Origin of the sequence: Ancylothrix sp. D3o (assembly GCF_025370775.1) — a bacterium.
GTDB lineage: Bacteria > Cyanobacteriota > Cyanobacteriia > Cyanobacteriales > Oscillatoriaceae > Ancylothrix.
On sequence record NZ_JAMXEX010000007.1, the window covers coordinates 195,353 to 221,588 of the forward strand.

Genomic DNA, 26,236 nt, shown 5'->3' on the forward strand with positions numbered 1-26,236 from the left:
GTAAAGTTCTCAGGAGATGACAAAGATTTATAGCGCTGAAAGTCTTGGTGATTGGGAAGTTCACAAAAGACAGATGAGCAAAAGAGAAATTTTTACTATATTTGTATTCTGGTGATTTCTACTAAAAGCGTAGAAAATAATTTCATGCAATGGCAGTAAGACTGCCTCAATATTTTATGGGGCAGCCCGCTTGCTATTTTTTGTTAGACCAGGCGTGTGGGAACTAAGAAAGAGAAACTTTGAATATTTAGCTGCCAACTTCCAAGATCATGCCTTCATGGGCGACAACTGCGTTAGGACACGCGCCTCGGAGTTGTTCTGTGAGGCGATCTAAAAAGTCGTCGCTGTGGGTGGGTTCGTGGTGGAAGACGACAAAACGCTTGACACCGGCCACTTTGGAAATTCTTAAGCCTTCTTGCCAGGTGGAATGCCCCCAACCGACTTTAGGTGATTTGGGGTTATGGTATTCTTCATCAGTGTACATGGCATCATAAATTAACAAGTCGGCGTTCTGAGCTAAATGCAGCACGCTTTCATCAATGCGATCTGGAAAATGTTCGGTGTCTGTACAGTAAAAAACCGAACGCCCTTGCCAGGAAACGCGATAACCCATTGCGTTGTTTGGATGGTTGAGGTGGCCGGTTTCAATGGTGATGTCGTCGAGTTGAAAAACATCGCCGGGGATGAGTTCATAAAATTTCATCTCTGCTTGCATACCGGCAATGGGGATGGGAGAGTTGGGGTGTAGTACACGGTCGATAAAATGCTGTTTCATGGACTCAGCATCCGGGGGGACTGCGCCGTGTATGTGAAAGCAGTTACCTTCGATAAAGGCGGGGGTGAAAAAGGGAAAGCCTTGGATGTGATCCCAATGGTAATGGGTGAAAAACATATAGGCTTCGGTGGGCATATCTTTAAGCAGATGTTGCCCCAAGCGTTGGAGGCCGGTGCCACCGTCAAAAATTAGGCGTTTATCCCCTATTCGCATTTCAATACAGGAGGTATTACCGCCGTAGCGAACGGTGTCTTTTCCTGGGGATGGCACGCTACCTCTGACTCCCCAGAACTGTACGACAAATGAGGATGAAGAATTGTTAGTCATGTTTTATTAAATAGGTTCAGATCAGGGCGAGAATACAAGGGCATCGCTTTTTTTAGGGCGATGGACTATGCTGCGGGTTGACCAATAATAATATCGCTCTGCCAAGCAGCCTTAAGGAGCGTTTTTTTTAAGGTATCCTATGCTTTGTCCAACGTCATTAGCTTTTTGAGTGGGTAAAGATGTTGGGTAACATTTACAATTTTGGTTCATAAATTACCCTTTGGTAAGGAAAGTGTGGTTTTTTTTAGCCGGATAGGCTGTGATTTTGTTTTTTGTGTGTAGAGGGTGCGGCATTTTTACTTACAACAATTTTGGTTAAGCAGGAGGAAAATTTTGCTTTTTTTGAGGGCCGGTGTTACTCTTAGCTCTGATTGAGGGTGAAGTTTTGCTCCCGGCTGTCTTCTCTGGGTTGAGTCTGAGAATTACATGGCACCCTTTTTAAGAATTGGAAACTGACAACAATTTTTTAACGTCAAGGAGGTTATGTTTGTGACCGACCTTTGTTAAAAAATATTGCAGCCATAATTATTTTTACGGTTGCTGAGTGACTCCGGTTAATCAATCTTAGTAATTAGCCGGTAAGGAATGTCAGTTTTGGATAGATCTATTCCTATAAGCCGGCGCTAAAGCACTACACACAAGAGCGCTAAAGCACTACACACAAGAGCGCTAAAGCACTACACACAAGAGCGCTAAAGCACTACACACAAGAGCGCTACTACATACCGAGGAGTTTACATTGACCCTGATGGCGCAAAAGGTGATCGCACAGCACTAAGGCAACCATTGCTTCTACCATAGGCACTGCTCTAGGTAAGACGCAAGGATCGTGCCGGCCTTTAGCTGCTAGTATAGTCTCTTCTCCGCCACTCGTCACTGTTCGCTGTTCTTTGCGAATGGTTGCGGTTGGTTTGAAGGCGGTTCGGATAATAATATTTTCTCCGTTTGAGATGCCACCTTGCACGCCTCCAGAACGATTTGTGACAGTACGAATTTCGCCTTTTTCGTCGGTATAAAATTCGTCGTTGTGTTCGATTCCCGATAGCAGGGTGCCGGCAAATCCTGAGCCGATTTCAAAGCCTTTGCTGGCCGGTAAGGACATAACTGCTTTTGCTAAATCTGCTTCAAGTTTATCAAATACCGGCTCTCCTAATCCTTTGGGTACGTTTCTCGCCACGCACTCTACAATTCCGCCGATTGAATTGCCGTCATCTCTGATTTTTTCTATTAGTTCAATCATGCGTTCGGCTGCTTGGGCATCGGGACAGCGAACAATGTTGCTTTCGACTTGTTCGAGGGTTACTGTGTTGGGATCTATTTCACTTTCTAAATCTTTAATTTTTTTAACATAAGCAATAATTTCAACGCCGGCAACTTGTTTAAGTATTTTTTTGGCTATCGCACCGGCTGCTACTCTTCCTATTGTTTCCCTTGCTGAAGATCGCCCCCCTCCTTGCCAATTGCGAATTCCATATTTTGCATCATAAGTAGCGTCGGCATGGGAAGGTCGATAAGTTGTTGCCATTTGATCATAATCTTGGGGCCGAGTATCTTGATTTTTTACTAAAATTGTGATAGGCGTTCCCAAAGTTTTGCCCTGAAAAACACCGGACAAAATTTCGCAAGTATCGCTTTCTTTACGGGGGGTTGTAATTTTGCTTTGTCCGGGGCGACGACGGTCTAGTTCTACTTGTATTTCTTCTAAGGAAATTTCTAGTTGCGGTGGACACCCATCTATAACGACTCCGACTGCTCCACCGTGCGATTCTCCAAAGGTGCTAATACGAAACAAATGACCGAATATATTTCCCATAAGATTTTAACAAGTGGTAGGGCGATTTGTATCTTATCACTGTTTTGTCATTGGTCATTGGTCAAAGGACTATCGCATCTGGGACGGATGCGCCACTAATGACAAATGACAAATGACAAATGACCCTTAACGATTTTCTATTTGACGAACTGCTGTTAAAGCTGAATAAGAAACACCGGCAGTGCCTTCACCTGGGTGGGTAGAATCTCCTACTAACCAGAGATTTTTTAAGGGTGTTCTTGTGGCTATTCCAAAGGGGCCAAAGGTAGGAATTCTTTGCCCAACTCCGCCAACAATTCCTCTTTCGCGGCCTGTATAATTCTCAAAGGTTCGGGGGGTGGCGGCTTCTTGATAGACTATTGTTTCTGGGGTTAAATTGAAGTAAGAACTGAGCCGGTTTATGGCTTGTTTGGTGTAGTTTTCTTTGAGGTGTTGATAATTTTGGGAGTTATACCAACGGCGGGTATCGGTGAATGTTGAAGCGGTGATGGTAGCATAACCGGCCGGTGCGCGTCCATCCCCCGGTTTACTGACAGAAACAAATAGGGAATTATTTTCGCCAATTTCTCCCTTATAGTCGTAGAAAAATTGCAGGTGCGGCGGACAACCGGCAGGAATTGCTGTTTCTTTTACGCCTAAATAAACGACAAATGCGCCGGAAGGAGAATCTAATTTATCGACGCGATAACGATAGGCAGGTAGTCCTCCTAAGCCAAAAATTGCTGCTAAATTTGATAAAGGGGATGGGGATAAATTTGAGAGCGGTTCGGAGCCTATTAATTTTACTAAGTTTTGCACCGGCACATTCGCTACGACAATTTCTGCCGGTTGGGTGAAAACTTCTTTGGTTTTTTGATTTTCTACCACGACACCAGAAACTATGCCATCTTTGACAATAATTTCTTTGACGGTGTGGCGCATGAATAATTTGCCGTTATATTTTTCTAGGGCTTCCACAAGCCGGTCACTTAAAACCTGCATACTGCCTTGAAGATGATATAAACCTTGGGGAGATTGGGAAACGGCTAAAGCAGTGGCGGCATAAAGTAAGGCGGTTTCTTCGCTATCTACTTGGGAATAAAGTTTGAGTTGTAAATCTAAAAAAGTTTTCAGTCTTAAGTTATCTGCTAAACCCAAAAAACGGAGGGCATCTGCAACTGTCCAAAGGGTGAAAGGAACGGTGATTAAAGTATCGGGACGTAGGGCTTGAATTAATTGCCAAATATCCCAAAAATTGCGGGGAGGTAAGACAGGATCGCGGCTTTGGAATGCCCAACTAGCTTGAAATAAGATTTTAAATAATTGCCAGAATTTTTCACTACCCGGAAATTGTTTTTCTCGTTCGGCTTGCCATTTTTTGGGGTCTCGCCAAACGCTGATGGGTTCGGTTTCGCCGGGGAGAAATACGGCACAGGCGGGGTCGCAAAAGGTGGCGGGGGGGATTTCGATGTCGAGTTCTGAGAAGATACGATGATGGATGCCTCCGGGTTCTAAACCGGCAACTTGGGTGGCACCAACGTCGAAGGTGAAATTTTTGCGCTTGAAGGTGGAGGCGCAACCACCGGGGACAATGGCAAGATCGTAGACGGTGACGGGATAGCCACGTTTGGCCAGAAGGGCGGCGGTGGTTAGTCCGCCTATACCGGCTCCGATGACTACGGTGGCTGCATTTCCTTGGGGGTGGGACATAAAAATTTTTACATTTCGTAATGTTCTGTTTTTTAGTTTGACGGTTTTATACGGTTTGGAGCAAGTTGAGCAGCCAAGAAAAAATGGGGCTTGCTCACCTTTTGGGTAAATAATTATTAAGATATGGAAATAATGACCGAAATTTTGTCCATACCAGTAAAAGAGTCTCTTCAGTTCCTTACATGACATCAACACTACGGAAGTCTTCGTTTTTTAGTTTATCGCCCGAACAGCAGCTTTATGAGCGGCTGAATTTTCCACAATTTAGGCGCCTCGCTTCTGGTTTAACGATTATTGCTGAGCAGTTGCCGGTGGAAGCGGTTAATCTGAGTTTGTGGGTGAATGTGGGTTCGGCTGTTGAGTCGGATGAGATTAATGGCATGGCTCATTTTTTGGAACACATGATTTTTAAGGGGACTGAGCGACTTGCTGCGGGTGAGTTTGAGCGTCGAATTGAGGAAAGGGGTGCGGTGACTAATGCGGCGACTTCGCAGGATTATACGCATTTTTATTTGACTTCGGCTCCCCAGGATTTTGCGCTTTTGGCTCCTTTACAATTTGATGTGGTTTTTAATCCGAAAATTCCTGATCAGGCGTTTGAACGGGAACGTGGTGTGGTGTTGGAGGAAATTCGCCGTTCGCAGGATAATCCTCGACGTCGGACTTTTTACCGGTCTATGGAATTGGCGTTTGATGTGTTGCCTTATCGGCGTCCGGTTTTGGGGCCGGCTGAGGTTATTGAAAATTTAATTCCTCAACAAATGCGGGATTTTCATCAGCGTTTTTATGTGCCTTCTAATATTACGGCGGTGGCGGTTGGGAATTTGCCGGTTGAGGAGTTGTTAGAAATTGTTGAGGAGAGTTTCACTCAGGTTTGGCAACAAAAAGAAGCTTCAGAAGTGGTTGAGCCGGTGGGGAATGGTTATTCGCCTGAGCCGGCTTTTGAGGAGATTGTTCGCCGCGAGTATGTGGATGAAAGTTTGCAACAGGCGCGGTTAGTTATGGTTTGGCGGGTGTCGGGTATTGCTGAGTTGGAACAAACTTATGCGCTGGATGTGTTGGCAAATATTTTGTCTGGGGGACGGACTTCTCGTTTGGTTCAAGATTTAAGGGAAAAGCGGGGTTTGGTTTCTCAAGTTGGTGTCAGTAATATGACACACCGGCACCAAGGAACTTTTTATATTTCGGCGCAACTTAGCAACGAAAATTTGCCAATTGTTGAGGAGGCAATTGTTGAACATATCCGCGAAATGCAGGAGGGTTTTGTGACTGAGGCGGAAATTGCTCGTGTGCGAACTCAGGTGGCAAATCGTTTTGTTTTTGGCAATGAGGCTCCTTCTGATCGGGCGGGTTTGTATGGTTATTATCAGTCGATGATGAATGATTTGGGGCCGGCTTTGAATTATCCGGCGCGTATTCAAGCGTTGGATGCTATTGATTTGCAAGAAGCTGCAAGGCGTTTTTTATCTCCAACGGCTTATGGTGTTTTAATCATTCGTCCGAAATAGATAAATTGATAATTGATAATTGGAAGTTGGAAATCAATTATCAATTATCACTTGAGAAATTACGGCATTTGCCAAATTTTTACGGTGTTGTCGTTGCCGGCGGAGGCGAGGGTTTTGCCGTCGGGGCTGAAGGTGACGTTAAAGACGCTTTTTGTGTGCCCTCTTAGGGTTCGGATGGCTCTGCCGTTTTGGGTGTTCCAGAGTCGGACGGTTTGATCGTCACCGGCTGAGGCGAGGATGCGTCCGTTGGGGCTGATGGCGACGGCGTGGACGGGAAAGCCGTGTCCGGTTAGGGTGTTGAGGAGTGTGCCGGTTTTGGGGTTCCAGAGTTTGATGGTTTTGTCGAAGCTGGCGGAGGCGAGCCGGTTTCCGTCGGGGGTGAAGGTGAGAGAGCTTATCCAGTCTGTGTGGCCGGTGAGGGTTTCGCGGAGTTGGCCGGTGTTGATGTCCCAGAGTTTGATGGTGCGGTCGAGGCTGCCAGAGGCGAGGGTTTGGCCGTCGGGGCTGAAGGTGATGGCGTTTACTCCGTCTGTGTGGCCGGTGAGGGTGCGGATATAGCCGCCGGTTTGGAGGTTCCAAAGGATGATGCTGTTGTCCCAACTGCCGGTGGCGGCTATTTGGCCGTTGGGACTGATGGCGACGCTTTCGACGCGGGCGGTGTGGTTATATAGGGTGTAGCGGAGTTGGCCGGTTTTGAGGTTCCAAATGTTGGCGGTGTTGTCTTTGCTACCAGAGATGAGGGTTTCTCCGTCGGGGGAGATGGCGAGAGCGGTGATGTCGTCTAGGTGGACTGTAAGGGTGTAGCGGAGTTCGCCGGTGTTTGGGTTCCAGAGTTTGATTTTGTCGTCGATGCTGCCGGTGGCTAGGGTTTGGCCGTCTGGACTGTAGGCAAGGCCAAATATGGCGAAGTTGCTGTCTAAGCTACGGACTATGAGGTTATTTTGGGCGATTTTTTGGGGGGTGGCGGTTATGGGTTTGCTTAGTACGACTGCTGTACAGGCTGTCAGGGCTAAGGATATTAAGGTTTTTTGTAGCCGGTTTGGAGTCATGGTGCGGTTTTAGGTTTTAGATTTTAGATTTTAGATTGTAAATGTTTGCTGGCTGGGTTGTTTCAGGAAAATTTCTCGTATTTTAGGTGAAAGTTGTGTGTTTTGATAGCTTTATGTTTGAAAATAGGGAAATATTTTAAAATATTGGGCGATTGTGTGGGGTGAGGTGTTGATGATAGGTGGTTGAGTTGAAAAACCCGATTTTTTCAATAAACCGGGTTTATTTGAGGGGGCTATTGAGGTTTTTTCAAACAAAAGTTTTCTCCGCTCATGTCTCCTAAACAGTCGCCTTTGTGGGTAGTAATTATGGTTGATTTTACCGTAGGGAATTGTTTAAGGGTGGCTTCGATTGAGCTTTTCATGCGTGCATCATCGCCTATTCCTGCTGAAAGAACTGGGCGACAAAATTTTAAACGAGCGACTCCTTGGATAATAGAAATTGTAAAGTCTTTGCCACAGTTTGAGTTGCCTTGGAGTTTAAGCGGGGCGATTAATCCTTTGCTTTTTTCGCTGCTATTGGGGCCGGCAATTAGTTGCTGGATGGCAAATTCTGCTACGCTTCTGCTGGTGGTTGTTCGCCACACCGGCTCGACGTAATTAAGGTTGTTATTGCTGTTGGGTAGTTTTGGGAAAAAGACTTTGACTTTGGCTTGACTTTGACTAATTTTTTGGGGCGGGTTTAGGGGGGATGTGGTGCCGGCTTGGATGGGGTAGGTGTTGACAAGGCTAAGGAAAGTAATTAAGCCAAGTCCAAATACATTTGAGTTCAAAAATTTAGGCATAAAAAGTAATGCTGTTGCTTGAAAGTTGGATATTTTTAAGATAAAATATCAGAAACGGAAAGGTTGACCTAGTGTGCCAGTTTGGCAATTGAACGCGAAAGTCGGTTTAACAGATTTTTTTAAATTGTGTGGTTTTGAAGTAAAAATGAGGAGTAAAAATGGTTTCTGATTTGAAAAAACGGGTGGTGGTGGTGGGGGCCGGTTGGGCTGGCTTGGGTGCTAGTTATCATTTGGCAAAGCAAGGTTATGATGTGACACTTTTGGAAGCCGGTGCTTATCCGGGGGGGTTGGTGGCGGGGTGGAAAACTGCGGGGGGTCGTTCGGTTGAGGCCGGCATTCATGGGTTTTGGTATCCATATAATAATATTTTTTCTTTGGTGGATGAATTAGGTTTAAAACCGTTTACTCCTTGGACAAAATCAGCCCAATATTCACCGGCCGGTTTGGAGGTAGAATCGCCTATTTTTCAAAATGAACCGCGTTTGCCAACACCGTTAGGAACGTTTATTTATACGCAGTTTAAACGTTTGCCTTTAGTTGATCGGCTTTCGGCTTTGCCGTTGCTTTATGCGGTGATTGATTTTGATAATTCTGATGAAGCTTGGCGCCGGTATGATGGGGTGACGGCACGGGAGTTGTTTAAGCAATTTGGGGTTTCGGCAAGGCTTTATAAGGAGTCTTTTGAGCCGATGTTATTGGTGGGTTTATTTGCGCCTGGTGAGCAATGTTCGGCGGCGGCGGCGTTGGGAATGTTGTATTATTTTATTTTGGCTCATCAGCCGGATTTTGATGTGGTTTGGTGCCGGGGTACGGTAGGGGAAAAAATCTTTCGTCCTTGGTGCGAGAAAATTGAAAAAGCGGGGGGTAAAATTCTTACAAACCGCAGGGTTAGTGATGTGAATGTGGATGAGTTTGGAAAGGTGACGGGGGTGGTTTGTGGAAATGAGATTTTTGAGGCGGATGCGGTGATTTTTGGGGTGGGAATAACTGCTTTGAAAAAAATTGTGGGGGAAAGTCGGACTTTACAAAGTCGCCGAGAATTTCAGAATGTTAATAATTTAAGGGGAATTGATGTATTAGCTACACGGCTTTGGTTTGACCGCAAAATTGATGTGCCGCGTGCTTCTAATGCTTGTTTTGGGTTTGATAATACGACTGGTTGGACGTTTTTTGATTTGAATGCTTTACATGATGAATTTAAAGAGGAAAGGGGGACGGTTATTGAGGCTGATTTTTATCATGCTAACCAGTTGATGCCGTTAAGTGATGAGGAGGTTGTGAGGCGAGTACAGGGTTATTTAAAGACTTGTGTGCCGCAGTTTGGAGAGGCGAAGGTGGTGGATAGTAGTGTGATTCGTTTACGGCAAGCGGTGACGCATTTTTTCCCTGGAAGTTATCAGGATATGTTAGGAGCGAGGACGAGTTTTAAAAATTTGTTTATGAGTGGAGATTGGGTTGTTACAAGGCATGGATCTTGGTCTCAAGAAAAGGCTTATGTGACGGGTTTAGAGGCTGCTAATTTGGTGATTGAGCAATTTAAGATGGGAGAAAAGGCGAATATTATTCCTGTGGAGGCTGATGAGCCTCATGTGCAGATGGCGCGGGGTATAAATAAGAGTTTGCGGGAGGTTAGTAAGGCGTTTTTGCCTGATTTTTGGTTGCCGTAGGTTGTCTAAGAAACTGGGTTTCTATTTGGGGCAAGAAACCCGGTTTCTATGTCTGTCACAGTTTAACTTTTTCTTGCTTGTTTTACCATCGTAATGAGGGTTTGGTGAGCGTCTTCTGAATGTTCTAGGGTATGATCAAAGGTAATTCTTAATGGAATTGTTTCGCCGTTTATTTGGGCAGAAAGATCCATACCTTGCGGATCGATGGCAACCATTTGTGCGGCTGTTGCTTCTGTAGAATTGCCGTAATGTTTGGCGTATAAAAGTACGGCTTCGGCGTGATCTTCGTTCATGTGTTTGCAGATGCGATCACTGATTTCGGGGGTGATTTGATCGGCCATGAGAAACTCCTGAATTTGATTGTTTTAATTATTCTAACTTAAGGTTGCTTAAATGTTAATTTAACCGCGCTGTACATTCTAAAATTAAGCGCTGGTTGATGAGGGCATGAGGTTGAATTTCTAGGGCTTTTCTGAAGGCTTGGATGGCTGCTCGATATTCTCCCAAACCGGCATAACATAAGCCTAAACCATGCCATGCTCCAAAATGAAAGGGGACTAATTCTAGGACTTTTTTACAGTCTTGAATTGATTTTGCAAATTCGCCAATTGTATAATAAAGAACGGCTCGGCGGTTCCAAGCTTCGGCAAAATCTGGTAAGTCGGAAATGAGGAGTGTTAGGGATTCTTCTGCTTGGGAAACATGGCCAACTTCGATTAATTTTTGGCTTTGTTGAAGCAATTGCCACCCATACATTCCTTTTTGCATAAACCACCTTTGCCAAAATTCGTTAGTTGCTTCGTTGCGGATGGTTTCATTTTCATTTTTTAGGGCTTCGAGTAACTCATTAATTGATAAATTGTTCATGGTTAGGGCGGGAAAAGTGAGTTAGGAAAATGAGCTTTTTTGTGGGTGTGGTGGGCAAGATAACACACTGGCTTATTAAAATTGTAACCTGGCAGGGTGTAACCTCTCTCGCAACCTTGCGCCTAAAATGGGAGGGCTAGGGAAAGGTTAATGGGGGTTAGGTTTGGGTTACAAGACGCGGTAAACTATTTTAATCAGTGTCTTTATGGCAAGGCGGCATCCAAGCGGGAATTGCCCCGGTTGCCGGTTGCAGTAAAAGTCTGCTGTGTTTTGTTTGTTTCATTTTTTTAACCTCAAAAAACGCTGATTATGCCTGCTTTTCTATTTGAAGTCGGTACAGAAGAATTACCCGCTAGTTTTGTGGCAGATGCGATACAACAATGGCGTGATCGCATCCCTAAAATGCTGTCAGAAAATAGCTTGACAAATGATTCGGTTAATGTTTATGGAACTCCGCGCCGGTTGGCGGTTTTAATTAAAGGTTTGCCGGTGCAACAACCTAACCGAGAAGAGGAAATTAAAGGCCCACCGGCCTCGGCGGCTTTTAAAGATGGAAACCCTACGAAAGCTGCGGAAGGTTTTGTAAAAAAACAAGGGGTAGAATTAAGCGATTTAGAAGTTCGTTCGACGGATAAAGGGGATTTTGTTTTTGTTAATAAAAAAATTGCCGGTCGTCCAACAGCGGATATTTTAAAAGAGTTAATTCCGCAGTGGATTACAAGTTTAGAAGGCAAGCGTTTAATGCGTTGGGCGGATGGAGAATTGAGGTTTCCGCGTCCGATTCGTTGGTTGATTGCCTTATTTGATGATGTGGTTTTGCCGGTGGAAATTGTTAATGTTTCAGAAACAATTAAAACTGACAGAATTACTTATGCCCATCGAGTGCTTCATCCTGAGCCGGTGAGCATAGTTCATGCTGATGAGTATGTGGCAAAAATGCGAACTGCTTTTGTGGAAGTTGACCCAGAAATACGCCGTCAAACAATTATTGAACAAGTCAACGCAGCGGCAGAAAAAGTAGGGGGAACGGCGGAAATTTACCCAGATTTATTAGCAGAAGTTATTCATTTGGTGGAATGGCCGAATGCAGTTTTGGGTAAATTTGAAGATGAATTTTTGATTTTGCCGGCGGAAGTTATTACAACGGTAATGGTGACACACCAGCGTTATTTCCCGGTTTTGAAAGATAAGAATAGCCCCGATTTATTGCCTTATTTCATCACCATTTCTAACGGCGATCCGGCAAAATCAGAGATTATTGCTAAAGGCAATGAGCGGGTGATTCGAGCCAGATTGGCAGATGGACAGTTTTTTTATAAAACTGATTTGGCTAAACCTTTAGATAGTTATGTTTCTCAATTGGAAACGGTGACATTTCAAGAAGATTTAGGCAGTGTGCGGGATAAAGTTGAGCGGATTATTAGAAATGCCGCATTGATTAGTCGTCAGTTAAATATTGCCGAAAATATTCGCCAAAAAATTGAACGTGCTGCTTTACTTTGCAAAGCGGATCTAGTAACGCAGATGGTGTATGAATTCCCCGAATTGCAAGGCGTGATGGGTGAAAAATATGCCCGTGCGGGGGGTGAAACTGAGGCGGTGGCTAAGGCAATTTTTGAGCATTATTTGCCGCGTGGTGCCGGTGATATTTTACCGGAAACTTTGCCGGGGCAAATTGTAGCTTTAGCCGATAAACTTGATACGATTGTTTCGATTTTTGGCTTGGGAATGTTGCCCACCGGCTCGTCTGATCCTTTTGCGTTGCGCCGCGCTGCAAATGGTGTAATTAATATTGCCTGGGCTGCCAATTTAACTATTAATTTGCAAGTAATTCTGGAACAATTAGCAGCAGATTTTACCAATTCTCATCCCAAAGCTTCTGATGATTTACTACCGATGTTGCAAGAGTTTTTCTTACAGCGAATTCGGACGTTATTGCAGGAAGAAAAAGGCATTGATTATGACTTGGTAAATGCTGTGTTGGGCGAAAATGACCCGGAATACACAGAACGCGCCTTAAAAGACTTGCTAGACGTGCGAGAGCGAGCTTTATTTCTGCAACAAATCCGCAAAACCGGCCTGCTTTCCGAAATTTATGAAACTGTCAACCGTTCGGCTCGTTTGGCGAAACAAGGTATGTTAGATACCGAGCAATTAGAACCGGCAAAGGTTGTTAATTCTACGCTTTTTCAAAAAGCATCAGAACAAGCTTTTTATGATGCTTTGGTACACATTGTGCCGCAAACTCAAGCAGCCCAAAAAACACGCAATTATCAGCAACTTGTTGATGCGATTGCCGGTATTACTCCCACCGTTAGCACATTTTTTGATGGTGAGCAAAGTGTGTTAGTAATGGATGAAAATCTCGACATCCGCCGCAACCGATTAAACTTGTTAGGATTATTGCGAAATCATGCAAGGGTTTTAGCGGATTTTGGCCCGATTGTCAAGAGTTAAAAAACCGCAGATGTAAGGCAGGCAGGATGCCTGCCCCACTACAGATAAATGCGGATAGGCTATCTGCTATAGGATGCGGTTAAAATAAAAAAGCTATCTACTCAATCCTCACAAAAATTATGCCCAAGGCTCATATTATTGGATTAGGAAAATCAGGAATTGCCGGTGCAAAACTGCTGAAAAGAGAAGGCTGGCAAGTCACGCTGAGTGATACCAAAACTTCCGCAGACTTCCAACAACAAAAGCAACAATTAGAAGCAGAAGGTATCACCGTATTATTAAGCCATGCTTTTAACCCAGAAGCCGAAGAAAAACTTGATTTAGTAGTTGTAAGTCCGGGGGTTCCTTGGGATATTCCAGCCTTATTAAAAGCGCGAGAATTGGGGATAGAAACTATTGGAGAAATGGAACTTGCATGGCGGTATTTAAACAAGCGTCCCTGGGTAGCGATCACCGGCACCAATGGCAAAACCACAACCACTGCATTAATTGCAGCTATTTTTCAAACTGCCGGTTTGCACGCACCGGCCTGCGGTAATATTGGTTATGCTGCCTGCGAATTAGCGCTATCAGAAACTCCGCCTGATTGGATAATTGCAGAAGTTAGCAGTTATCAAATTGAATCTTCTTCTACCCTTGCGCCGCGCATTGCAGTTTGGACAACTTTTACACCCGATCATTTAAGCCGGCATAAAACTTTAGAAAATTATTTCAATATCAAAGCCAAACTTTTACATCAAGCCGAGTTAAAAATTGTCAACGGAGATGACCCTTATTTGCGTCAAAATGCTGCCAAAACATGGGAAAAGGCTTGCTGGACAAGTGTGCAAGGAAAAGAGGCGTTATTGGGCGATTTTGAACGGGGTATTTATATTGAGAATGGCTGGGTAATTTATCAAGGCGAGCAAGTTGTAGAAGCCTCTGCGTTGCGAATGGTTGGCAGTCATAATTTGCAGAATTTATTAATGGCAGTAGCGGCGGCAAAATTAGCCGGAATTGATAACAAATCAATTGCCAAAGCTATCGCCGAATTCCCCGGAGTTGCCCACCGGCTTGAGCATATTTGCAACATTAATGGCGTTGATTTTATTAACGATAGCAAAGCCACAAATTACGATGCTGCGGAAGTTGGTTTATCGTCTGTAGAAGCACCGGCGATTTTGATTGCGGGGGGAGATCCAAAAGCAGGAGATGATACCGGCTGGCTAAAAGTTATTCAAGAAAAAGCCGTTGCTGTGTTATTAATTGGCGATGCAGCCGCGCAATTTGGAAAACGGTTACAAGACATCAATCACCCCCGTTTTGAAATTGTCGGAACAATGGAAAAAGCGGTGAAACGTAGCGCCGAGTTAGCCCCCCAATTGAATGCAAAAGTAGTGTTATTGTCGCCGGCTTGTGCGAGTTTTGATCAATATCAAAATTTTGAACAACGCGGCGATGATTTCCGTAAATTGTCTTTAGAATTAGCCGGTTAAGGTAGGGTGGGCTTTGCCCACCTTTTTAAATCTGAAAAAATTCAGCTTTTGCCATTAGCTTATTAAATTTATTATCTATTTGTTGTTTGCTTTATCCACTTTCCGAAATCTCTGCCAAAATAATAATATCCTATCTTCCCCATCCCGATTATGATAGACCTTTTATTAATAATGACTGTTGGTTTTTTTGGCAGTTTCGGTCATTGTATCGGAATGTGCGGCCCTTTAACAGTTGGATTTTCCCTATCCCAAAAAATAGAAACCCCCCAAAGCTGGCAAAAACAAATTTACTTCCACAGCCTTTTAAACATTGGCAGAATTATTAGCTATACCCTCACCGGCGCAGCCATTGGCGCATTAGGAGAAGTCACCATCGCTGGAGGAGAATTTGCCGGCATTGGCAGCATTTTACGTCGCAGTATCGCCATAATAACCGGCCTCCTACTTATTTTTTTCGGACTCAGCCAAATTTACCCTAATCTTTTACAAAAGCTGCCATTACTACCAACTTCTTTTACCGAAAAATTGCATAACAAACTCAGCCAAATTTTGATAAAAATTGCCCGTCAGGAAAACAAATTTACTCCTTTATTCCTAGGCTTATTATGGGGCTTTATTCCCTGCGGTTTTCTTTATGCAGCCCAAATTAAAGCAGCAGAAACCGGCAGCCTTATTTGGGGTGCTGGCACCATGTTTGCCTTTGGGTTAGGAACCATGCCAAGCTTAATAGCAGCCGGTTTATTTACCTCAAAATTAAACAGCGATCAACGCAGTCAATTATATCGCCTTGCCGGCTGGATAACTTTAACAATTGGTATCCTCACCTTACTGCGTTCTGATGCAATGGTAGACTACACCGGCCATGCAGCAATCCTATTATTAATTATCGCCTTAATAGCCCGTCCAATTAGCCGGTTTTGGGCATTTCCCTTGCGTTACCGGCGCGCCTTTGGAGTCGGCGCATTTATCTTATCAATTGCCCACACATTCCACACCCTCGACCATACATTAAACTGGAATATAGAAGCACTTTCCTTTATGTTACCCCAACATCAAATAGCAATTTGGGGCGGCATAATTTCCCTCACATTAATGATACCCCTCGCCCTGACAAGCTTCGACAAAGCCGTTAATTATTTAGGCAAAAAATGGCGAATTCTACACTTATTAAGCATCCCAGCCTTAATATTAGCCAGCCTCCATGCCATCCTGATCGGTTCCCACTATCTCGGAGAATTGCAAATCACACCGGCCGGTAAAATTTCTAGTACAATTTTGGCAACAATTACTATAATTGTAGTGCTGGCGAGATTTCGCTTATTTTGGACAATCTTATCCCTAGAAAAATACTATGTTCCACCCATTCAAAGCCGGTAAATTCTTCTTTATTTTACCCATATTGGTGTTAATTACCGGCCTCTCGCCGAAAGCATTTAACCCCATTCCCCCCGCCTATTCCCACGAAGTCGAAATCTCTGGAGATGTCGCGGCAACTTTTCACATTGAACCCAATCATAACCCAAAAGCCGGTCAACTTACCCAAGCCTGGTTTGCCTTAACTCGCAAAGGCGGCGCCATCATCCCATTAAACCAGTGTAACTGTCAGCTTGCCGTTTATTCCTTACCACGCCGGCCTAATGTTCAACCAATTTTAAAACCAGCTTTAAAAAGCATTAATGCCGAAAATTATAAAGGCATTCCAGGCGCAGAAATCACCTTTCCAAAAGCCGGTGCTTATGAGTTAGAAATCAACGGAACCGCAAAAGCCGGTGCTAATTTTCAACCCTTTAAACTCACCTTTGAAGTCAACGTTAGCAAGTAAATTTTAACCGCAGATAAACGCAGATGAACGCAGATGAATGCAGATGGTTTTGGGAATTGTAGCCAGAGATTTATTTATCCATAAACCTTTGAAAAACTCCCGAAACCTATCTGCATCCATCTGTGGAGCAGGCATCTTGCCTGCTTTACAAAATGGCGGGCAAGATGCCCACCCCACTGATGGAGTAGGCATCTTGCCTGCTTTACATCTGCGGTTTATTAACTACAAACCGGCCATAACTTCCCGCGCAGCAGCCAAAGTTTTATCGATATCTTCCTCCGTATGCGCCAAAGAAGTAAACCCAGCTTCAAACTGCGAAGGAGCCAAATAAACACCATGTTCCAACATACCACGATGGAACCGGCTAAACTTATTCAAATCGCACTTTTTGGCATCCTCATAATTATGCACCGGCCCCGCCGTAAAAAAGAAACCAAACATCCCACTAATATTGCCACCACAAGCAGCATGACCGGTTTCTTTCGCAATTTGCAACAACCCATCACTTAAGCGTTTTGTAATCTTTTCCAAATACGCATAAGTACCCTGTTTTTGCAATTGTTCAAGCGTTTTAATACCCGCCGTCATTGCCAAAGGATTACCCGATAAAGTGCCGGCTTGATATACAGGGCCGGCCGGTGCAATCATAGACATAATATCCCGACGACCGCCATAGGCACCCACCGGCAAACCACCGCCAATAATCTTACCCAAAGTCGTTAAATCTGGCGTCACACCAAACTTTTCTTGAGCACCGCCGTAAGCGATCCGAAAGCCGGTCATCACCTCATCAAAGACTAACAAAGCACCGTTTTCTGTTGTGATTTCTCGCAACCCTTCCAAAAATCCCGCATCGGGAGGAATAAAGCCGGCATTTCCAACCACCGGTTCTAAAATTACTCCACAAATTTCATCTTTGTTTTCTGCAAACAATGCTTTAACAGCTTCCAAATCATTATAAGGTGCCGTCAAAGTGTTACTTGTAGCCGACTTTGGAACCCCCGGAGAATCCGGTAAACCCAAAGTAGCTACTCCCGAACCCGCCTTTACCAAAAACATATCAGCGTGTCCGTGATAGCAGCCTTCAAACTTAATAATTTTGTCGCGTCCTGTAAAGGCTCTCATTAAGCGTAAAACCGCCATACAAGCCTCGGTGCCAGAGTTAACAAAACGCACCATTTCAATACTGGGAACGGCATCAATTACCATTTCTGCCAGTACATTTTCTAACGCCGAAGGAGCACCAAAACTTGTACCCTTTTCTAAGGAATCATGCAGCGCTTTAATCACATCAGGATGAGCGTGACCGCAAATTGCCGGCCCCCAAGTACCAACATAATCTATATATTGGTTGTTATCTACATCCCAAATGTAAGCACCTTTAACTCGGTCAAAAACAATCGGTTGTCCGCCGACCGATTTAAAAGCACGAACCGGCGAACTTACACCACCCGGCATTAACTTTTGGGCAGCGGTAAAAATTTCTTCAGATTTTGTGGTGTTCAGACTGGTGGTAATCAAATTTCTCTCCTCTATCAGCTTTAATTCAATATAGAGCAATTTGCGGTTTTTTTACTATCTCGCTTTTGCTCTTTTTTTGGTCAAAAAATTCTCACAATTCTTGCTACATTTCTGCCATTTTGTCTGCTAGTTTATCCTCATGGGAATTGCGGATTTTTAAACTTTTTCCTCAAATTCCCACTATCATATAACTATACCAGAAATTGCAGCAGAGGTGAATATCTTTGCTCAACAAAAGTAGCGCTCATACTGTAAATTTTTGTGTAAAACGATTGACAATTGACCCCGTTTATTTTATGGCAACACCAACCCCATCCACCCACTCCATCCCTGCTGAAAAAATCCGCTACAACGAACAAGGACTTGTCCCCGCCATCGTCCAAGATCACCTCGATGGCACGGTTTTGATGATGGCGTGGATGAATGCAGAATCATTGCAAAAAACCCTAGAAACCGGCGAAAGTTGGTTCTGGAGTCGTTCTCGCGCCGAATTTTGGCACAAAGGCGCCACATCCGGTCATATTCAAAAAGTAAAAACCATTCGTTATGACTGCGATAGTGATTGTTTACTTGTAGGAGTTGAACAAATTGGCGATATTGCCTGCCACACCGGCGAACGTAGTTGTTTCCATCAAGTAGACGGGCAAATTATACCACCACCGGCAGACATTCTTTCCCAAGTTTTTAACATTATCTGTCAACGCCGAGATCACCCCTCACCCGAATCCTATACCTGCAAATTATTGGCCGGTGGAGACAACAAAATTCTCAAAAAAATAGGTGAAGAAAGTGCAGAAGTCGTTATGGCATTTAAAGACGACGACCCAGACCAAATAGCCGGAGAAGTTGCCGACTTACTGTATCATACAATGGTTGCCCTAGCCCATCACAAAGTAGACATAAAAGAAGTCTATCGTAAACTAGAATCCCGCAAAAAATAACGGCGTAGGCTGTTACTATGCCCACCGGCTTCTATAATGGTGGGCATAACTAATCACCTTCTCTTCAAAAACCAGCCTAAATACTTCAAAATTACAACAGCAACCCCCACACTCAGCGCCAAACCCAACCACAAACCATCAGCCAAAGGACGAGGCAAATCTAACATAAACCCACCCAAAGGAGGCCCAATAAAATAGCCGATTGCCCAACATAAAGAATTCACCGAAAGATACACACCCCGCAAAGACTCCGGCGCCAAATCTACCACCAAAGAAGAAGCAAAAGGAGTATAAGAAACCGTTGCCATAGCCAACACAGCTAAACCCAAAATTGCCCACAGTAACGGTAAATTATTCAGCGTTCCCGTTAACCCAATTAATAAAAAACCACCTCCCCACAAAAACGCGGAAAAAATTAGAGAATTTGTATGGCTAAACCGGCCCAAAAACCGCGCCACCGGCAACTGAAACAAAATCGTCAAGAAAAGATGCCAAGTAAATAAACCAGTAATAATTTCCGTTGAAAAACCCTTAGCCGTACCGTCAGAGACAAAATCCTTAAAATAAAGCGGCATCGAAGTTTGAATCTGGCAAATATACATCGTAAATAAAACATTTACCAACGCAAAAATCAACAAACCCCGATCTCGCAAAGCCAAACCCCACCCCTCAAGCATCGAAGGTTTTGTACTCTCATCAAAATTTTTCCTAGAACTTTCCTTAATTGCTACCCAAATCACCCCAAAAAATACCAAATATGAAACACCATCAATAATAAATAAGCCCCGATAATTGCTCGTTAAAGAAATTAATAAACCTCCCAAAACCACACCCAACTGTAACCCCACACTATCCGCCAAACGATTCAAAGCATAAGCTTCTTGGCGATTTTCATTATTTGTTAAATCCGCAATTAAAGCCTCAGTTGCCGGCCAATATAACCCCCCACCGAACCATAAAAGTAAATTTCCTATCAACAAACTACTCAAATTATCCGCAGTAGCCAAAGCAAAACAACCCACCGCACAAACCAAAGCAGAAAGTAATAAAGTCCGCCGCCTTCCCCAGGCCGGTGAATCTGCCAGAGAACCGCTTAAAAACCGCCCTAAAACTCCAGAAATAGACGCAGAACCTAACGCAATTCCCACCGCAGTTTTTGTTAACCCCACCTCCTCAGTAAAAAAGATCGGGGCATAAAATAAAGTAAACCCGCTACCAATTCCAGAAAGTAACCTACCAGCCCCCAAAATCCAAACTTGCCGGTTTAAATTAGGCAGCCAAGAAAACAGCTTATCTCTTTGCAAAAATTTCATATTTACTGTATAATACTCCCATAATTTGTGTTAGCTATCCCGCCGTTTCACGCCATGTCCCTAGCGCCCCCACTAATCATCACCGGCCTGCTAATTGCATTGATAGCGGTCTTAGATTTTACCATTTTTAGGCATCACCGGCTCGGTTTTAAATATATCCCAGGACTTAAACTTTATAACAAAGCCGTAGAGCAAACAAAACAACGTAATTATACCAGCGCCATAGGAACCTTTACTCAGGCATTGCAGCAAAATCCCAACTTAATAGAAGCCTACAACCGACGCGGACACGCTCGCTTTCTCGCCGGTGATACCTCTGGCGCAATTAAAGATTACAATCAAGCCATAACCCTAAATCCCAGCTACATAGAAGCCTACATCAACCGTGCCTACGCCCACAACAAACAAGGAAACCGCACCGCAGCCATCCACGATTATAATCAAGCCACTAAGTTATATTTAAAGCAAAAAGATCCAATCAATTACCGCAAAACCTTAGAAACATTAAAACTGCTTCCAAAGGGCGAGCAAACAAATAAGCCGATCGAAGAAAAACCCATCCCCAAAACACCCCCTATCTCTAACGCAACCAACAACAATTTTGAATTTGATCACGGATTATACAGCGCCCAAATAGGAGACTATAAAGGAGCAATTCAATACTTTAATCAAGCTCTAAAAATCAATTCCCAAGACAGCATAATTTACTATAACCGGGGACTAGCTTATTTTAAACTCGGTAAAAATAAAGAAGCCCTAGCAGATTTAACAAAAGCAATAAAAATCAATCCTAACTATATTGAAGCCTTACTAGCACGAGGCGATCTTTACCGCAAACTACCCTCTTATCAGCAAGCCATAGAAGAATACACCAAAGTCATAGAAATTAACCCCGAAAATGCCCAAGCTTATTATAACCGCGCCCTTACCTATTCTGAAAGAAGCGAAAAAAGCTGGTCACTTCAAGATAAACGTCAAGCCCAAGAAAACTATCAAAAAGCAGCTAAATTATTCTTTGAAATGGGAGATATTCCTAATTATGAAAAAGCCAGAAAACATATACAACAAAACTCCCCAGCACAACCCTCTAATCTACCAAAATCTCATAAACTTTCCCCTTCAATTTCCCCCCAAAAATCAAAGACAAACCCTAACCAATTCCAACGCCAAAAAACTAAAATCTCACCCCGCATTGAACTCGAAAAAAAATTACTTATGCTTTTAAACGGCGAGCGGCGCACAGCCCTACGCCTGGTAGAATCAGCCCAAGCGAAATATCCTGATAAAACAATAGATTGGTATTACGAAAAAGTCATTTGGGACATAGAAAGAGACCGGGGCAGGTGAACAATTAAAAACACAGACTTAATGCCAAATATAAACATACCCTTCTGCCTTCCCTTGACCTGTAGAACATTGCCAAAGACGACTTTAGAAAAACTTACAAGAGATCAGCCCGATAGTTAGACAAGCAGCCGAACAGTAAACAGCGGAAACTTAAAAAAACTTTTTAACGACAAATCTTATCAGCAGCTAACAACTTTCTCGATCCTTGCCCAAACTGCTGCGTAAAATTGATTCAAGTACAAGAAATCCATCAGGGAGCAAAACGGTTTGGCACACACACCCTACTCCGATTGGATCGTCAATCCGAGCGATCACAACACCAGAAACACCCAATCCCCAATCCCTCCCATTCCCATAGAATTAAGAGGCAAACCCGAATCACTGCCACAAACCTTACTCACTCAGATGAAAGCTGAGGAATTTTACAACCACTTCTTTTATTACCGAGGAGTCAAAAAAGCCCAAGAAGGCGACTACACCGGCGCCATAGAAACCTGGTCACAAGAAATACGCCGCCATCCAGACTTTGCACCGGCCTACTTTGATCGCGCCAACATCCGCCGCAAACTCAAAGACTTAGACGGAGCCCTAGACGACTACACCCAAGTCATCGAAATTTGCCCAGACTGTGCAGACGCCTACTTCAAAAGAGGAAACACCAGACGAGACATGGGAGATCATCAAAGCGCCATCGAAGACTACAACGAAGTCCTCCGACTCAACCCCACCTTTGCCGAAGCCTACAACAACCGAGGCAACGCACGCCGCGACACCGGCAACCACACCGGCGCCATCGAAGACTACAACAAAGCCGTCATACTCAACCCCAACTACGCCAAAGCCTACTACAACCGGGCCCTCTCACGCCGGCGCATCGGCAACTCCCTCGGAGCCATAGAAGACTACAACAACGCCATCCGCATCAACCCCGACTACGCCAAAGCCTACTACAATCGAGCATTCACCTACTCAGATTTAGGCGCAAAACAAAAAGCCCTCACCGACCTCCAACAAGCCGCCGAACTATTCTTAAAACACCGGCAAATGACCGCCTATCGCAAAATCATCCAAGACATGAAACAACTCCAACCCTAACCCAACTCCCCGACACAATAAGTTTCCGATTTCCCCAGCTTTTCCATCCAACGGATCTCAAAATCAAGCATAATAAACACTGAAATTTCTCCATCTTCCCCACGAGATACCCACACCCATCTGCGTGATATTTATCATGTCATCATCCTTTTTATTAGTAACAGATTTAGACAACACCCTCGTCGGAGATGACCAAGCCCTCGCCCACCTCAACCGGCACCTCCAGAACCACCGCACAACCTACGGCACAAAAATAGTCTATTCAACAGGCCGTTCCCTCACCAGCTACCAGCAACTCCGCCAAGAAACCCAACTTTTAGATCCAGACGCCCTCATCACATCCGTTGGCTGTGAAATTTATCATCAAAACAGCCCAAACCCAGACCCCGCCTGGTCAGAAATCCTCACCCCCGGATGGAACCGGCAACTCGTAATTAACACCGCCGCCGAATTTAGCCAACTTATCCCTCAACCCGAACCCGAACAAAGACCCTACAAAATCAGCTATTTCTTAACACAAAAAGACGCAGAAAACATCATCCCAAAACTACAAAATAACCTTCAAAAACAAAACTTAAAAATCAAACTAATTTACAGCAGCAACAAAGATTTAGACATCATCCCCCAACAAGCCGACAAAGGACAAGCCATGCAATATTTACGCAAAAAATGGCAAATTCCATCCACCCAAACCGTTGTTTGTGGAGACTCCGGCAACGACATAGCCATGTTCAGCGCCGGCACCCAAAAAGGTATCATCGTCGGAAACGCCCAACCCGAACTGCTAAACTGGCACAAAAGCAACCCATCTCCAAACCACTACCTAGCAAAAGCAACCTGTGCCGGTGGCATCCTAGAAGGACTAAAAAACTTCCACCTCCTACCCACCTAAAACCATCCCTATTCATCCCCATTCATCCGCGTTCATCCGCGTTTATCTGCTATAGGATGCGGTTAAAAAACAAAAAACCAACAACTAAAAAACTTCAACATCCTACCCACCTAAAACCATCCCCATTCATCCCCATCCATCCGCGTTCATCTGCGTTTATCTGCGGTTAAAAAACAAAAAATGATAGCCTACCTCAAAGGAACCGTAACCCAAATCCAAAAAACCCCTCCCAACAAAATCACCCTCACCCTAGAAACCAATCAAATAGGCTACGAAATCCAAATACCCCCAAGACTAGCAGAACAAATACGAACCAAAACCGAACAAATACAAATTTTCACCCACCAACAAATCAGAGAAGACCAACATATCCTGTATGGCTTTGCCAGCGCCGCCGAAAGAGACTTATTTCGTCAACTCATCAGCGTCAGCGGCATTGGCCCCCAATCAGCCCTTGGCCTCCTCGACACCCTAGGACTTGAAACCCTCGTTCAAGCCATCGTCACCGGCAACATAAAAGCCCTCACAAAAGCCCCTGGAGTCGGCAACAAAACAGCAGAAAGGCTCAGCCTCGAACTTAAAACCAAACTCGGAGAATCGCGCAAAGGAGCCGGTTTAAGCGTGCCGGTTGTCCTCGAAAACAGCCTCCAAGAAGACCTAGAAATGACCCTTTTAGCCCTGGGATACACCAACACCGAAGTCCTGCGAGTCTTAGAAGCCCTAAATCAAGAACCCGATTTAAAACAAGCCGGCATCGAAGAATGGATACGACGAGCTATAGCCTGGTTAAGCCGGCCCTAAAAACCCAGATCACAGAACTCAAAAACCAAAACCAAACCCACTAGATCGTCCTATCCCAATCAATCAACAGCCAAATTAAGCTTCAATGCCCTTGCCATAAACCACATTAACCGCTTGGTGCAAAGCCACTGTCCGATCTTCCAAAACGTGATCAGGATGAATCAAATCGAAAATGCCCAACGTTTGCAAACGACTTTGAATTTTCGGACTAGCCCCAACAATAAAGACTTGCAACCCTTTATCGACAGCATCCCGAATCGCATTCTCAATAGCCAACGAAGCAGTAACCCCCAACATCGGCACATCGCTGAGATCCATCACCAAAACATCAGCATCCTTAATCGCATTATGCTCACGGGCGATAGCCTTAGACAAACCAAAAATCATCGGGCCACTTAAATAAAACAACAACACCCGACCCTTCCCCTTATCTAGCAATTCCTTTTGCTCAGGAGTCAACCTCACATCATCATCCGTATCCGTAATCAGCTTAACTTCCTGAGACTGCAAACTGCTCAACCGTTCAATTGTGAGAACATTGGCAATAAATACCCCCACACCCACCGCCACAATCAAGTCTACAAAAACCGTCAGCAGCAGCACCCCGTACATGATCAAAGAACCTTTCACGGATATTTTGTGAGAACGCTTCAAGAAACTCCAATCGAGAATATCAATCCCCACCTTAAGGGCAATTCCCGCCAAAACCGCCATCGGAATTGGTTCGGTCAATTTTGCCGCCCCCAACACCACCACCAAAAGCACCACAGCACGAGTTAAACCCGATAAAGCAGAAGTTGCGCCGGTTTGAATATTAACAACCGTTCCCATCGTTGCACCGGCACCAGGCAAACCCCCAAAAATCCCTGAAACGATATTAGCAATGCCTTGACCAATCAATTCCTTATCTGATTTGTGTTCCGTCCGCGTCAAACTATCTGCCACCACCGCCGTTAACAAAGTATCAATACAGCCCAACATCCCCAACATCACACCATCAACAAGCATAATGGTGATTTGATCGGGGCTAAAGGTAGGCATTCGCAAACTAGGCAAAGCAACAGGAATTTCACCAATACGGCGAATATCAACGTCCTTAAATATCGTCACCGAGATCAGCGTACCGATAATAAGAGCCACAAGCTGAGGCGGCACGATTTTCTTGAATTTCTTAGGCATCAAGAAAATAATCGCCAGCGTTACCGCACCTAAAATCGCTTCCGGTGGGTTCACCTTCGATATCAACTGCGGGATAGCCATAAACGTTCCCAAAACACCACCCTTGGGCGGCGCTTGACCAAGGAACGGGGCAATTTGCAAAATTATCAAAATTACGCCAATTCCCGACATAAAGCCAGAAATGACGCTATAGGGCATTAAGGTAATGTATTTCCCTAACTTAAAAATCCCAAAAATAATCTGAAACAGGCCGGCCAACATAACGATAGTAAAAGCCATCCCCAAACCCTGATCAGGGTTAGCTGCCAGCATTGATGCCACAATGCCGGTCATTACCACCGTCATTGGGCCGGTGGGTTCAGAAATCAATGTTGGTGTGCCACCAAACAAGGCCGCAAAAAAGCCGACACAAACCGCCCCATAGAGTCCGGCAATGGGCCCTACACCAGAGGCAACTCCGAAAGCGAGAGCAAGCGGGAGTGAAACAATCGCTGCCGTGACACCACCAAAGATATCACCCCGAAGATTGCTAAAATCAATTTCATTAGTTACTGACATGAGTAAGTATGTGAAAGGAAAGTGTGCTAGAGGAGATTGAACACGAGCATATCAATAAGTGGTTTATAACAAAAGATTATGGAAAATATCTAAAATTTTTTTGGCTTGGCTTTTTGGAGTGTAAATTGCCTTAAACCACCTAAAACTCAAGGAAATATGAGACTAAACGCTATAAGACAGCCTTTTTTTCTACAGCCTATTATTTTGTTATGGGCTGCATCAATTAAGCTCATAGAACTACGACGAACCGATGCCAAAGCTCGACGATTGATTGCTTTATCGCTCTACCCTACAGGTTGCCACAAACAAAAATGATAATAAAAGCATTTATACTTACTTCCCATCAAAATTTTACCTT

At 44.3% G+C, this 26,236-nt stretch carries 22 protein-coding genes; 11 read left to right on the forward strand and 11 right to left on the reverse strand.

Going from position 1 to position 26,236, the window contains the following annotated elements:
- Positions 1 to 247 precede the first annotated feature (247 nt).
- The 3 genes from NG798_RS14785 to crtD form a co-directional block, all read right to left on the reverse strand.
- On the reverse strand, positions 248 to 1,102 hold the full coding sequence (locus tag NG798_RS14785) for an MBL fold metallo-hydrolase (protein ID WP_261224304.1): 855 nt from the start codon (positions 1,100 to 1,102) through the stop codon (positions 248 to 250).
- Between the two features lie 718 nt (positions 1,103 to 1,820).
- A complete protein-coding gene (gene aroC, locus NG798_RS14790; protein WP_261224305.1) occupies positions 1,821 to 2,915 on the reverse strand; it encodes a chorismate synthase in 1,095 nt (364 codons plus the stop codon).
- A gap of 126 nt (positions 2,916 to 3,041) precedes the next feature.
- A complete protein-coding gene (gene crtD / locus NG798_RS14795) occupies positions 3,042 to 4,604 on the reverse strand; it encodes a C-3',4' desaturase CrtD (RefSeq protein ID WP_261224307.1) in 1,563 nt (520 codons plus the stop codon).
- 182 nt (positions 4,605 to 4,786) lie between these two features.
- Here crtD and NG798_RS14800 point away from each other — a divergent pair, with 182 nt between their 5' ends.
- Entirely contained in the window at positions 4,787 to 6,112 is a 1,326-nt protein-coding gene (locus NG798_RS14800; protein ID WP_261224310.1) for a pitrilysin family protein, read from the forward strand.
- 59 nt (positions 6,113 to 6,171) lie between these two features.
- Here the strand turns inward: NG798_RS14800 and NG798_RS14805 are convergent, their stop codons facing one another.
- Together NG798_RS14805 and NG798_RS14810 are read right to left on the reverse strand one after the other, a co-directional pair.
- Entirely contained in the window at positions 6,172 to 7,161 is a 990-nt protein-coding gene (locus NG798_RS14805) for a WD40 repeat domain-containing protein (RefSeq protein WP_261224312.1), read from the reverse strand.
- Positions 7,162 to 7,394: 233 nt separating this feature from the next.
- Positions 7,395 to 7,943: a hypothetical protein gene (locus tag NG798_RS14810; RefSeq protein ID WP_261224322.1), complete on the reverse strand. Its 549-nt coding sequence runs from the start codon at positions 7,941 to 7,943 to the stop codon at positions 7,395 to 7,397.
- A gap of 158 nt (positions 7,944 to 8,101) precedes the next feature.
- Here NG798_RS14810 and NG798_RS14815 point away from each other — a divergent pair, with 158 nt between their 5' ends.
- Positions 8,102 to 9,610, forward strand: coding sequence for an FAD-dependent oxidoreductase (locus NG798_RS14815; protein WP_261224323.1), 1,509 nt, complete (start codon positions 8,102 to 8,104; stop codon positions 9,608 to 9,610).
- Positions 9,611 to 9,672: 62 nt separating this feature from the next.
- Here the strand turns inward: NG798_RS14815 and NG798_RS14820 are convergent, their stop codons facing one another.
- Positions 9,673 to 9,951: a DUF2470 domain-containing protein gene (locus NG798_RS14820; RefSeq protein WP_261224332.1), complete on the reverse strand. Its 279-nt coding sequence runs from the start codon at positions 9,949 to 9,951 to the stop codon at positions 9,673 to 9,675.
- Between the two features lie 55 nt (positions 9,952 to 10,006).
- Positions 10,007 to 10,477, reverse strand: coding sequence for a tetratricopeptide repeat protein (locus NG798_RS14825; RefSeq protein WP_261224334.1), 471 nt, complete (start codon positions 10,475 to 10,477; stop codon positions 10,007 to 10,009).
- A 309-nt stretch (positions 10,478 to 10,786) separates the two neighbouring features.
- On the opposite strand from NG798_RS14825, the gene glyS reads away from it, so the two are divergent.
- The 4 genes from glyS to NG798_RS14845 all read left to right on the forward strand — a co-directional run bounded on the left by glyS (position 10,787) and on the right by NG798_RS14845 (position 16,231).
- Positions 10,787 to 12,934, forward strand: coding sequence for a glycine--tRNA ligase subunit beta (glyS, locus tag NG798_RS14830; RefSeq protein ID WP_261224335.1), 2,148 nt, complete (start codon positions 10,787 to 10,789; stop codon positions 12,932 to 12,934).
- Positions 12,935 to 13,053: 119 nt separating this feature from the next.
- Positions 13,054 to 14,409: a UDP-N-acetylmuramoyl-L-alanine--D-glutamate ligase gene (murD, locus tag NG798_RS14835; RefSeq protein ID WP_261224337.1), complete on the forward strand. Its 1,356-nt coding sequence runs from the start codon at positions 13,054 to 13,056 to the stop codon at positions 14,407 to 14,409.
- A gap of 150 nt (positions 14,410 to 14,559) precedes the next feature.
- Positions 14,560 to 15,786, forward strand: coding sequence for a sulfite exporter TauE/SafE family protein (locus tag NG798_RS14840; RefSeq protein ID WP_261224339.1), 1,227 nt, complete (start codon positions 14,560 to 14,562; stop codon positions 15,784 to 15,786).
- Complete coding sequence (locus tag NG798_RS14845; RefSeq protein ID WP_261224341.1) at positions 15,761 to 16,231, forward strand: hypothetical protein; 471 nt, start codon at positions 15,761 to 15,763, stop codon at positions 16,229 to 16,231. The genes NG798_RS14840 and NG798_RS14845 overlap by 26 nt, the downstream gene beginning before the upstream one ends.
- Positions 16,232 to 16,234: 3 nt before the next feature.
- On the opposite strand, the gene NG798_RS14850 is transcribed toward NG798_RS14845, so the two are convergent.
- Both NG798_RS14850 and hemL read right to left on the reverse strand, forming a co-directional pair.
- On the reverse strand, positions 16,235 to 16,366 hold the full coding sequence (locus NG798_RS14850; protein ID WP_261224343.1) for a hypothetical protein: 132 nt from the start codon (positions 16,364 to 16,366) through the stop codon (positions 16,235 to 16,237).
- A gap of 87 nt (positions 16,367 to 16,453) precedes the next feature.
- Positions 16,454 to 17,752 (reverse strand): glutamate-1-semialdehyde 2,1-aminomutase, encoded by a 1,299-nt coding sequence (gene hemL / locus NG798_RS14855; protein WP_261224421.1) that lies wholly within the window; start codon positions 17,750 to 17,752, stop codon positions 16,454 to 16,456.
- A gap of 296 nt (positions 17,753 to 18,048) precedes the next feature.
- On the opposite strand from hemL, the gene hisIE reads away from it, so the two are divergent.
- A complete protein-coding gene (gene hisIE / locus NG798_RS14860) occupies positions 18,049 to 18,693 on the forward strand; it encodes a bifunctional phosphoribosyl-AMP cyclohydrolase/phosphoribosyl-ATP diphosphatase HisIE (protein ID WP_261224345.1) in 645 nt (214 codons plus the stop codon).
- Between the two features lie 53 nt (positions 18,694 to 18,746).
- Here the strand turns inward: hisIE and NG798_RS14865 are convergent, their stop codons facing one another.
- Positions 18,747 to 19,997 carry an MDR family MFS transporter gene (locus tag NG798_RS14865; protein ID WP_375338968.1) on the reverse strand — a complete coding sequence of 417 codons (1,251 nt, stop codon included), beginning with the start codon at positions 19,995 to 19,997 and terminating at the stop codon, positions 18,747 to 18,749.
- Positions 19,998 to 20,060: 63 nt separating this feature from the next.
- Here NG798_RS14865 and NG798_RS14870 point away from each other — a divergent pair, with 63 nt between their 5' ends.
- From NG798_RS14870 to ruvA, 4 genes are all read left to right on the forward strand, one after another.
- Complete coding sequence (locus tag NG798_RS14870) at positions 20,061 to 21,353, forward strand: tetratricopeptide repeat protein (RefSeq protein WP_261224349.1); 1,293 nt, start codon at positions 20,061 to 20,063, stop codon at positions 21,351 to 21,353.
- Positions 21,354 to 21,620: 267 nt separating this feature from the next.
- Positions 21,621 to 22,448 (forward strand): tetratricopeptide repeat protein, encoded by an 828-nt coding sequence (locus tag NG798_RS14875; RefSeq protein ID WP_261224351.1) that lies wholly within the window; start codon positions 21,621 to 21,623, stop codon positions 22,446 to 22,448.
- Positions 22,449 to 22,584: 136 nt separating this feature from the next.
- Positions 22,585 to 23,340: a sucrose-phosphate phosphatase gene (locus tag NG798_RS14880; protein WP_261224352.1), complete on the forward strand. Its 756-nt coding sequence runs from the start codon at positions 22,585 to 22,587 to the stop codon at positions 23,338 to 23,340.
- A gap of 180 nt (positions 23,341 to 23,520) precedes the next feature.
- Positions 23,521 to 24,141: a Holliday junction branch migration protein RuvA gene (gene ruvA, locus NG798_RS14885; RefSeq protein WP_261224362.1), complete on the forward strand. Its 621-nt coding sequence runs from the start codon at positions 23,521 to 23,523 to the stop codon at positions 24,139 to 24,141.
- A gap of 75 nt (positions 24,142 to 24,216) precedes the next feature.
- Here ruvA and NG798_RS14890 read toward each other — a convergent pair whose 3' ends face one another.
- Positions 24,217 to 25,878 carry a SulP family inorganic anion transporter gene (locus NG798_RS14890; protein WP_261224364.1) on the reverse strand — a complete coding sequence of 554 codons (1,662 nt, stop codon included), beginning with the start codon at positions 25,876 to 25,878 and terminating at the stop codon, positions 24,217 to 24,219.
- Positions 25,879 to 26,236: the final 358 nt, after the last annotated feature.

What these genes read in the sequence shown, in the direction of transcription:
- NG798_RS14820 (WP_261224332.1), bottom strand. Translation starts at nt 9,951, where the DNA reads ATGGCCGATCAAATCACCCCCGAAATCAGTGATCGCATCTGCAAACAC.
- hisIE (WP_261224345.1), top strand. Translation starts at nt 18,049, where the DNA reads ATGGCAACACCAACCCCATCCACCCACTCCATCCCTGCTGAAAAAATC.
- NG798_RS14870 (WP_261224349.1), top strand. Translation starts at nt 20,061, where the DNA reads ATGTCCCTAGCGCCCCCACTAATCATCACCGGCCTGCTAATTGCATTG.
- NG798_RS14850 (WP_261224343.1), bottom strand. Translation starts at nt 16,366, where the DNA reads ATGCCTGCTCCACAGATGGATGCAGATAGGTTTCGGGAGTTTTTCAAA.
- murD (WP_261224337.1), top strand. Translation starts at nt 13,054, where the DNA reads ATGCCCAAGGCTCATATTATTGGATTAGGAAAATCAGGAATTGCCGGT.
- NG798_RS14810 (WP_261224322.1), bottom strand. Translation starts at nt 7,943, where the DNA reads ATGCCTAAATTTTTGAACTCAAATGTATTTGGACTTGGCTTAATTACT.
- NG798_RS14815 (WP_261224323.1), top strand. Translation starts at nt 8,102, where the DNA reads ATGGTTTCTGATTTGAAAAAACGGGTGGTGGTGGTGGGGGCCGGTTGG.
- NG798_RS14800 (WP_261224310.1), top strand. Translation starts at nt 4,787, where the DNA reads ATGACATCAACACTACGGAAGTCTTCGTTTTTTAGTTTATCGCCCGAA.
- crtD (WP_261224307.1), bottom strand. Translation starts at nt 4,604, where the DNA reads ATGTCCCACCCCCAAGGAAATGCAGCCACCGTAGTCATCGGAGCCGGT.
- glyS (WP_261224335.1), top strand. Translation starts at nt 10,787, where the DNA reads ATGCCTGCTTTTCTATTTGAAGTCGGTACAGAAGAATTACCCGCTAGT.
- NG798_RS14785 (WP_261224304.1), bottom strand. Translation starts at nt 1,102, where the DNA reads ATGACTAACAATTCTTCATCCTCATTTGTCGTACAGTTCTGGGGAGTC.
- NG798_RS14805 (WP_261224312.1), bottom strand. Translation starts at nt 7,161, where the DNA reads ATGACTCCAAACCGGCTACAAAAAACCTTAATATCCTTAGCCCTGACA.
- aroC (WP_261224305.1), bottom strand. Translation starts at nt 2,915, where the DNA reads ATGGGAAATATATTCGGTCATTTGTTTCGTATTAGCACCTTTGGAGAA.
- NG798_RS14845 (WP_261224341.1), top strand. Translation starts at nt 15,761, where the DNA reads ATGTTCCACCCATTCAAAGCCGGTAAATTCTTCTTTATTTTACCCATA.
- NG798_RS14840 (WP_261224339.1), top strand. Translation starts at nt 14,560, where the DNA reads ATGATAGACCTTTTATTAATAATGACTGTTGGTTTTTTTGGCAGTTTC.
- NG798_RS14890 (WP_261224364.1), bottom strand. Translation starts at nt 25,878, where the DNA reads ATGTCAGTAACTAATGAAATTGATTTTAGCAATCTTCGGGGTGATATC.
- NG798_RS14880 (WP_261224352.1), top strand. Translation starts at nt 22,585, where the DNA reads ATGTCATCATCCTTTTTATTAGTAACAGATTTAGACAACACCCTCGTC.
- NG798_RS14825 (WP_261224334.1), bottom strand. Translation starts at nt 10,477, where the DNA reads ATGAACAATTTATCAATTAATGAGTTACTCGAAGCCCTAAAAAATGAA.
- ruvA (WP_261224362.1), top strand. Translation starts at nt 23,521, where the DNA reads ATGATAGCCTACCTCAAAGGAACCGTAACCCAAATCCAAAAAACCCCT.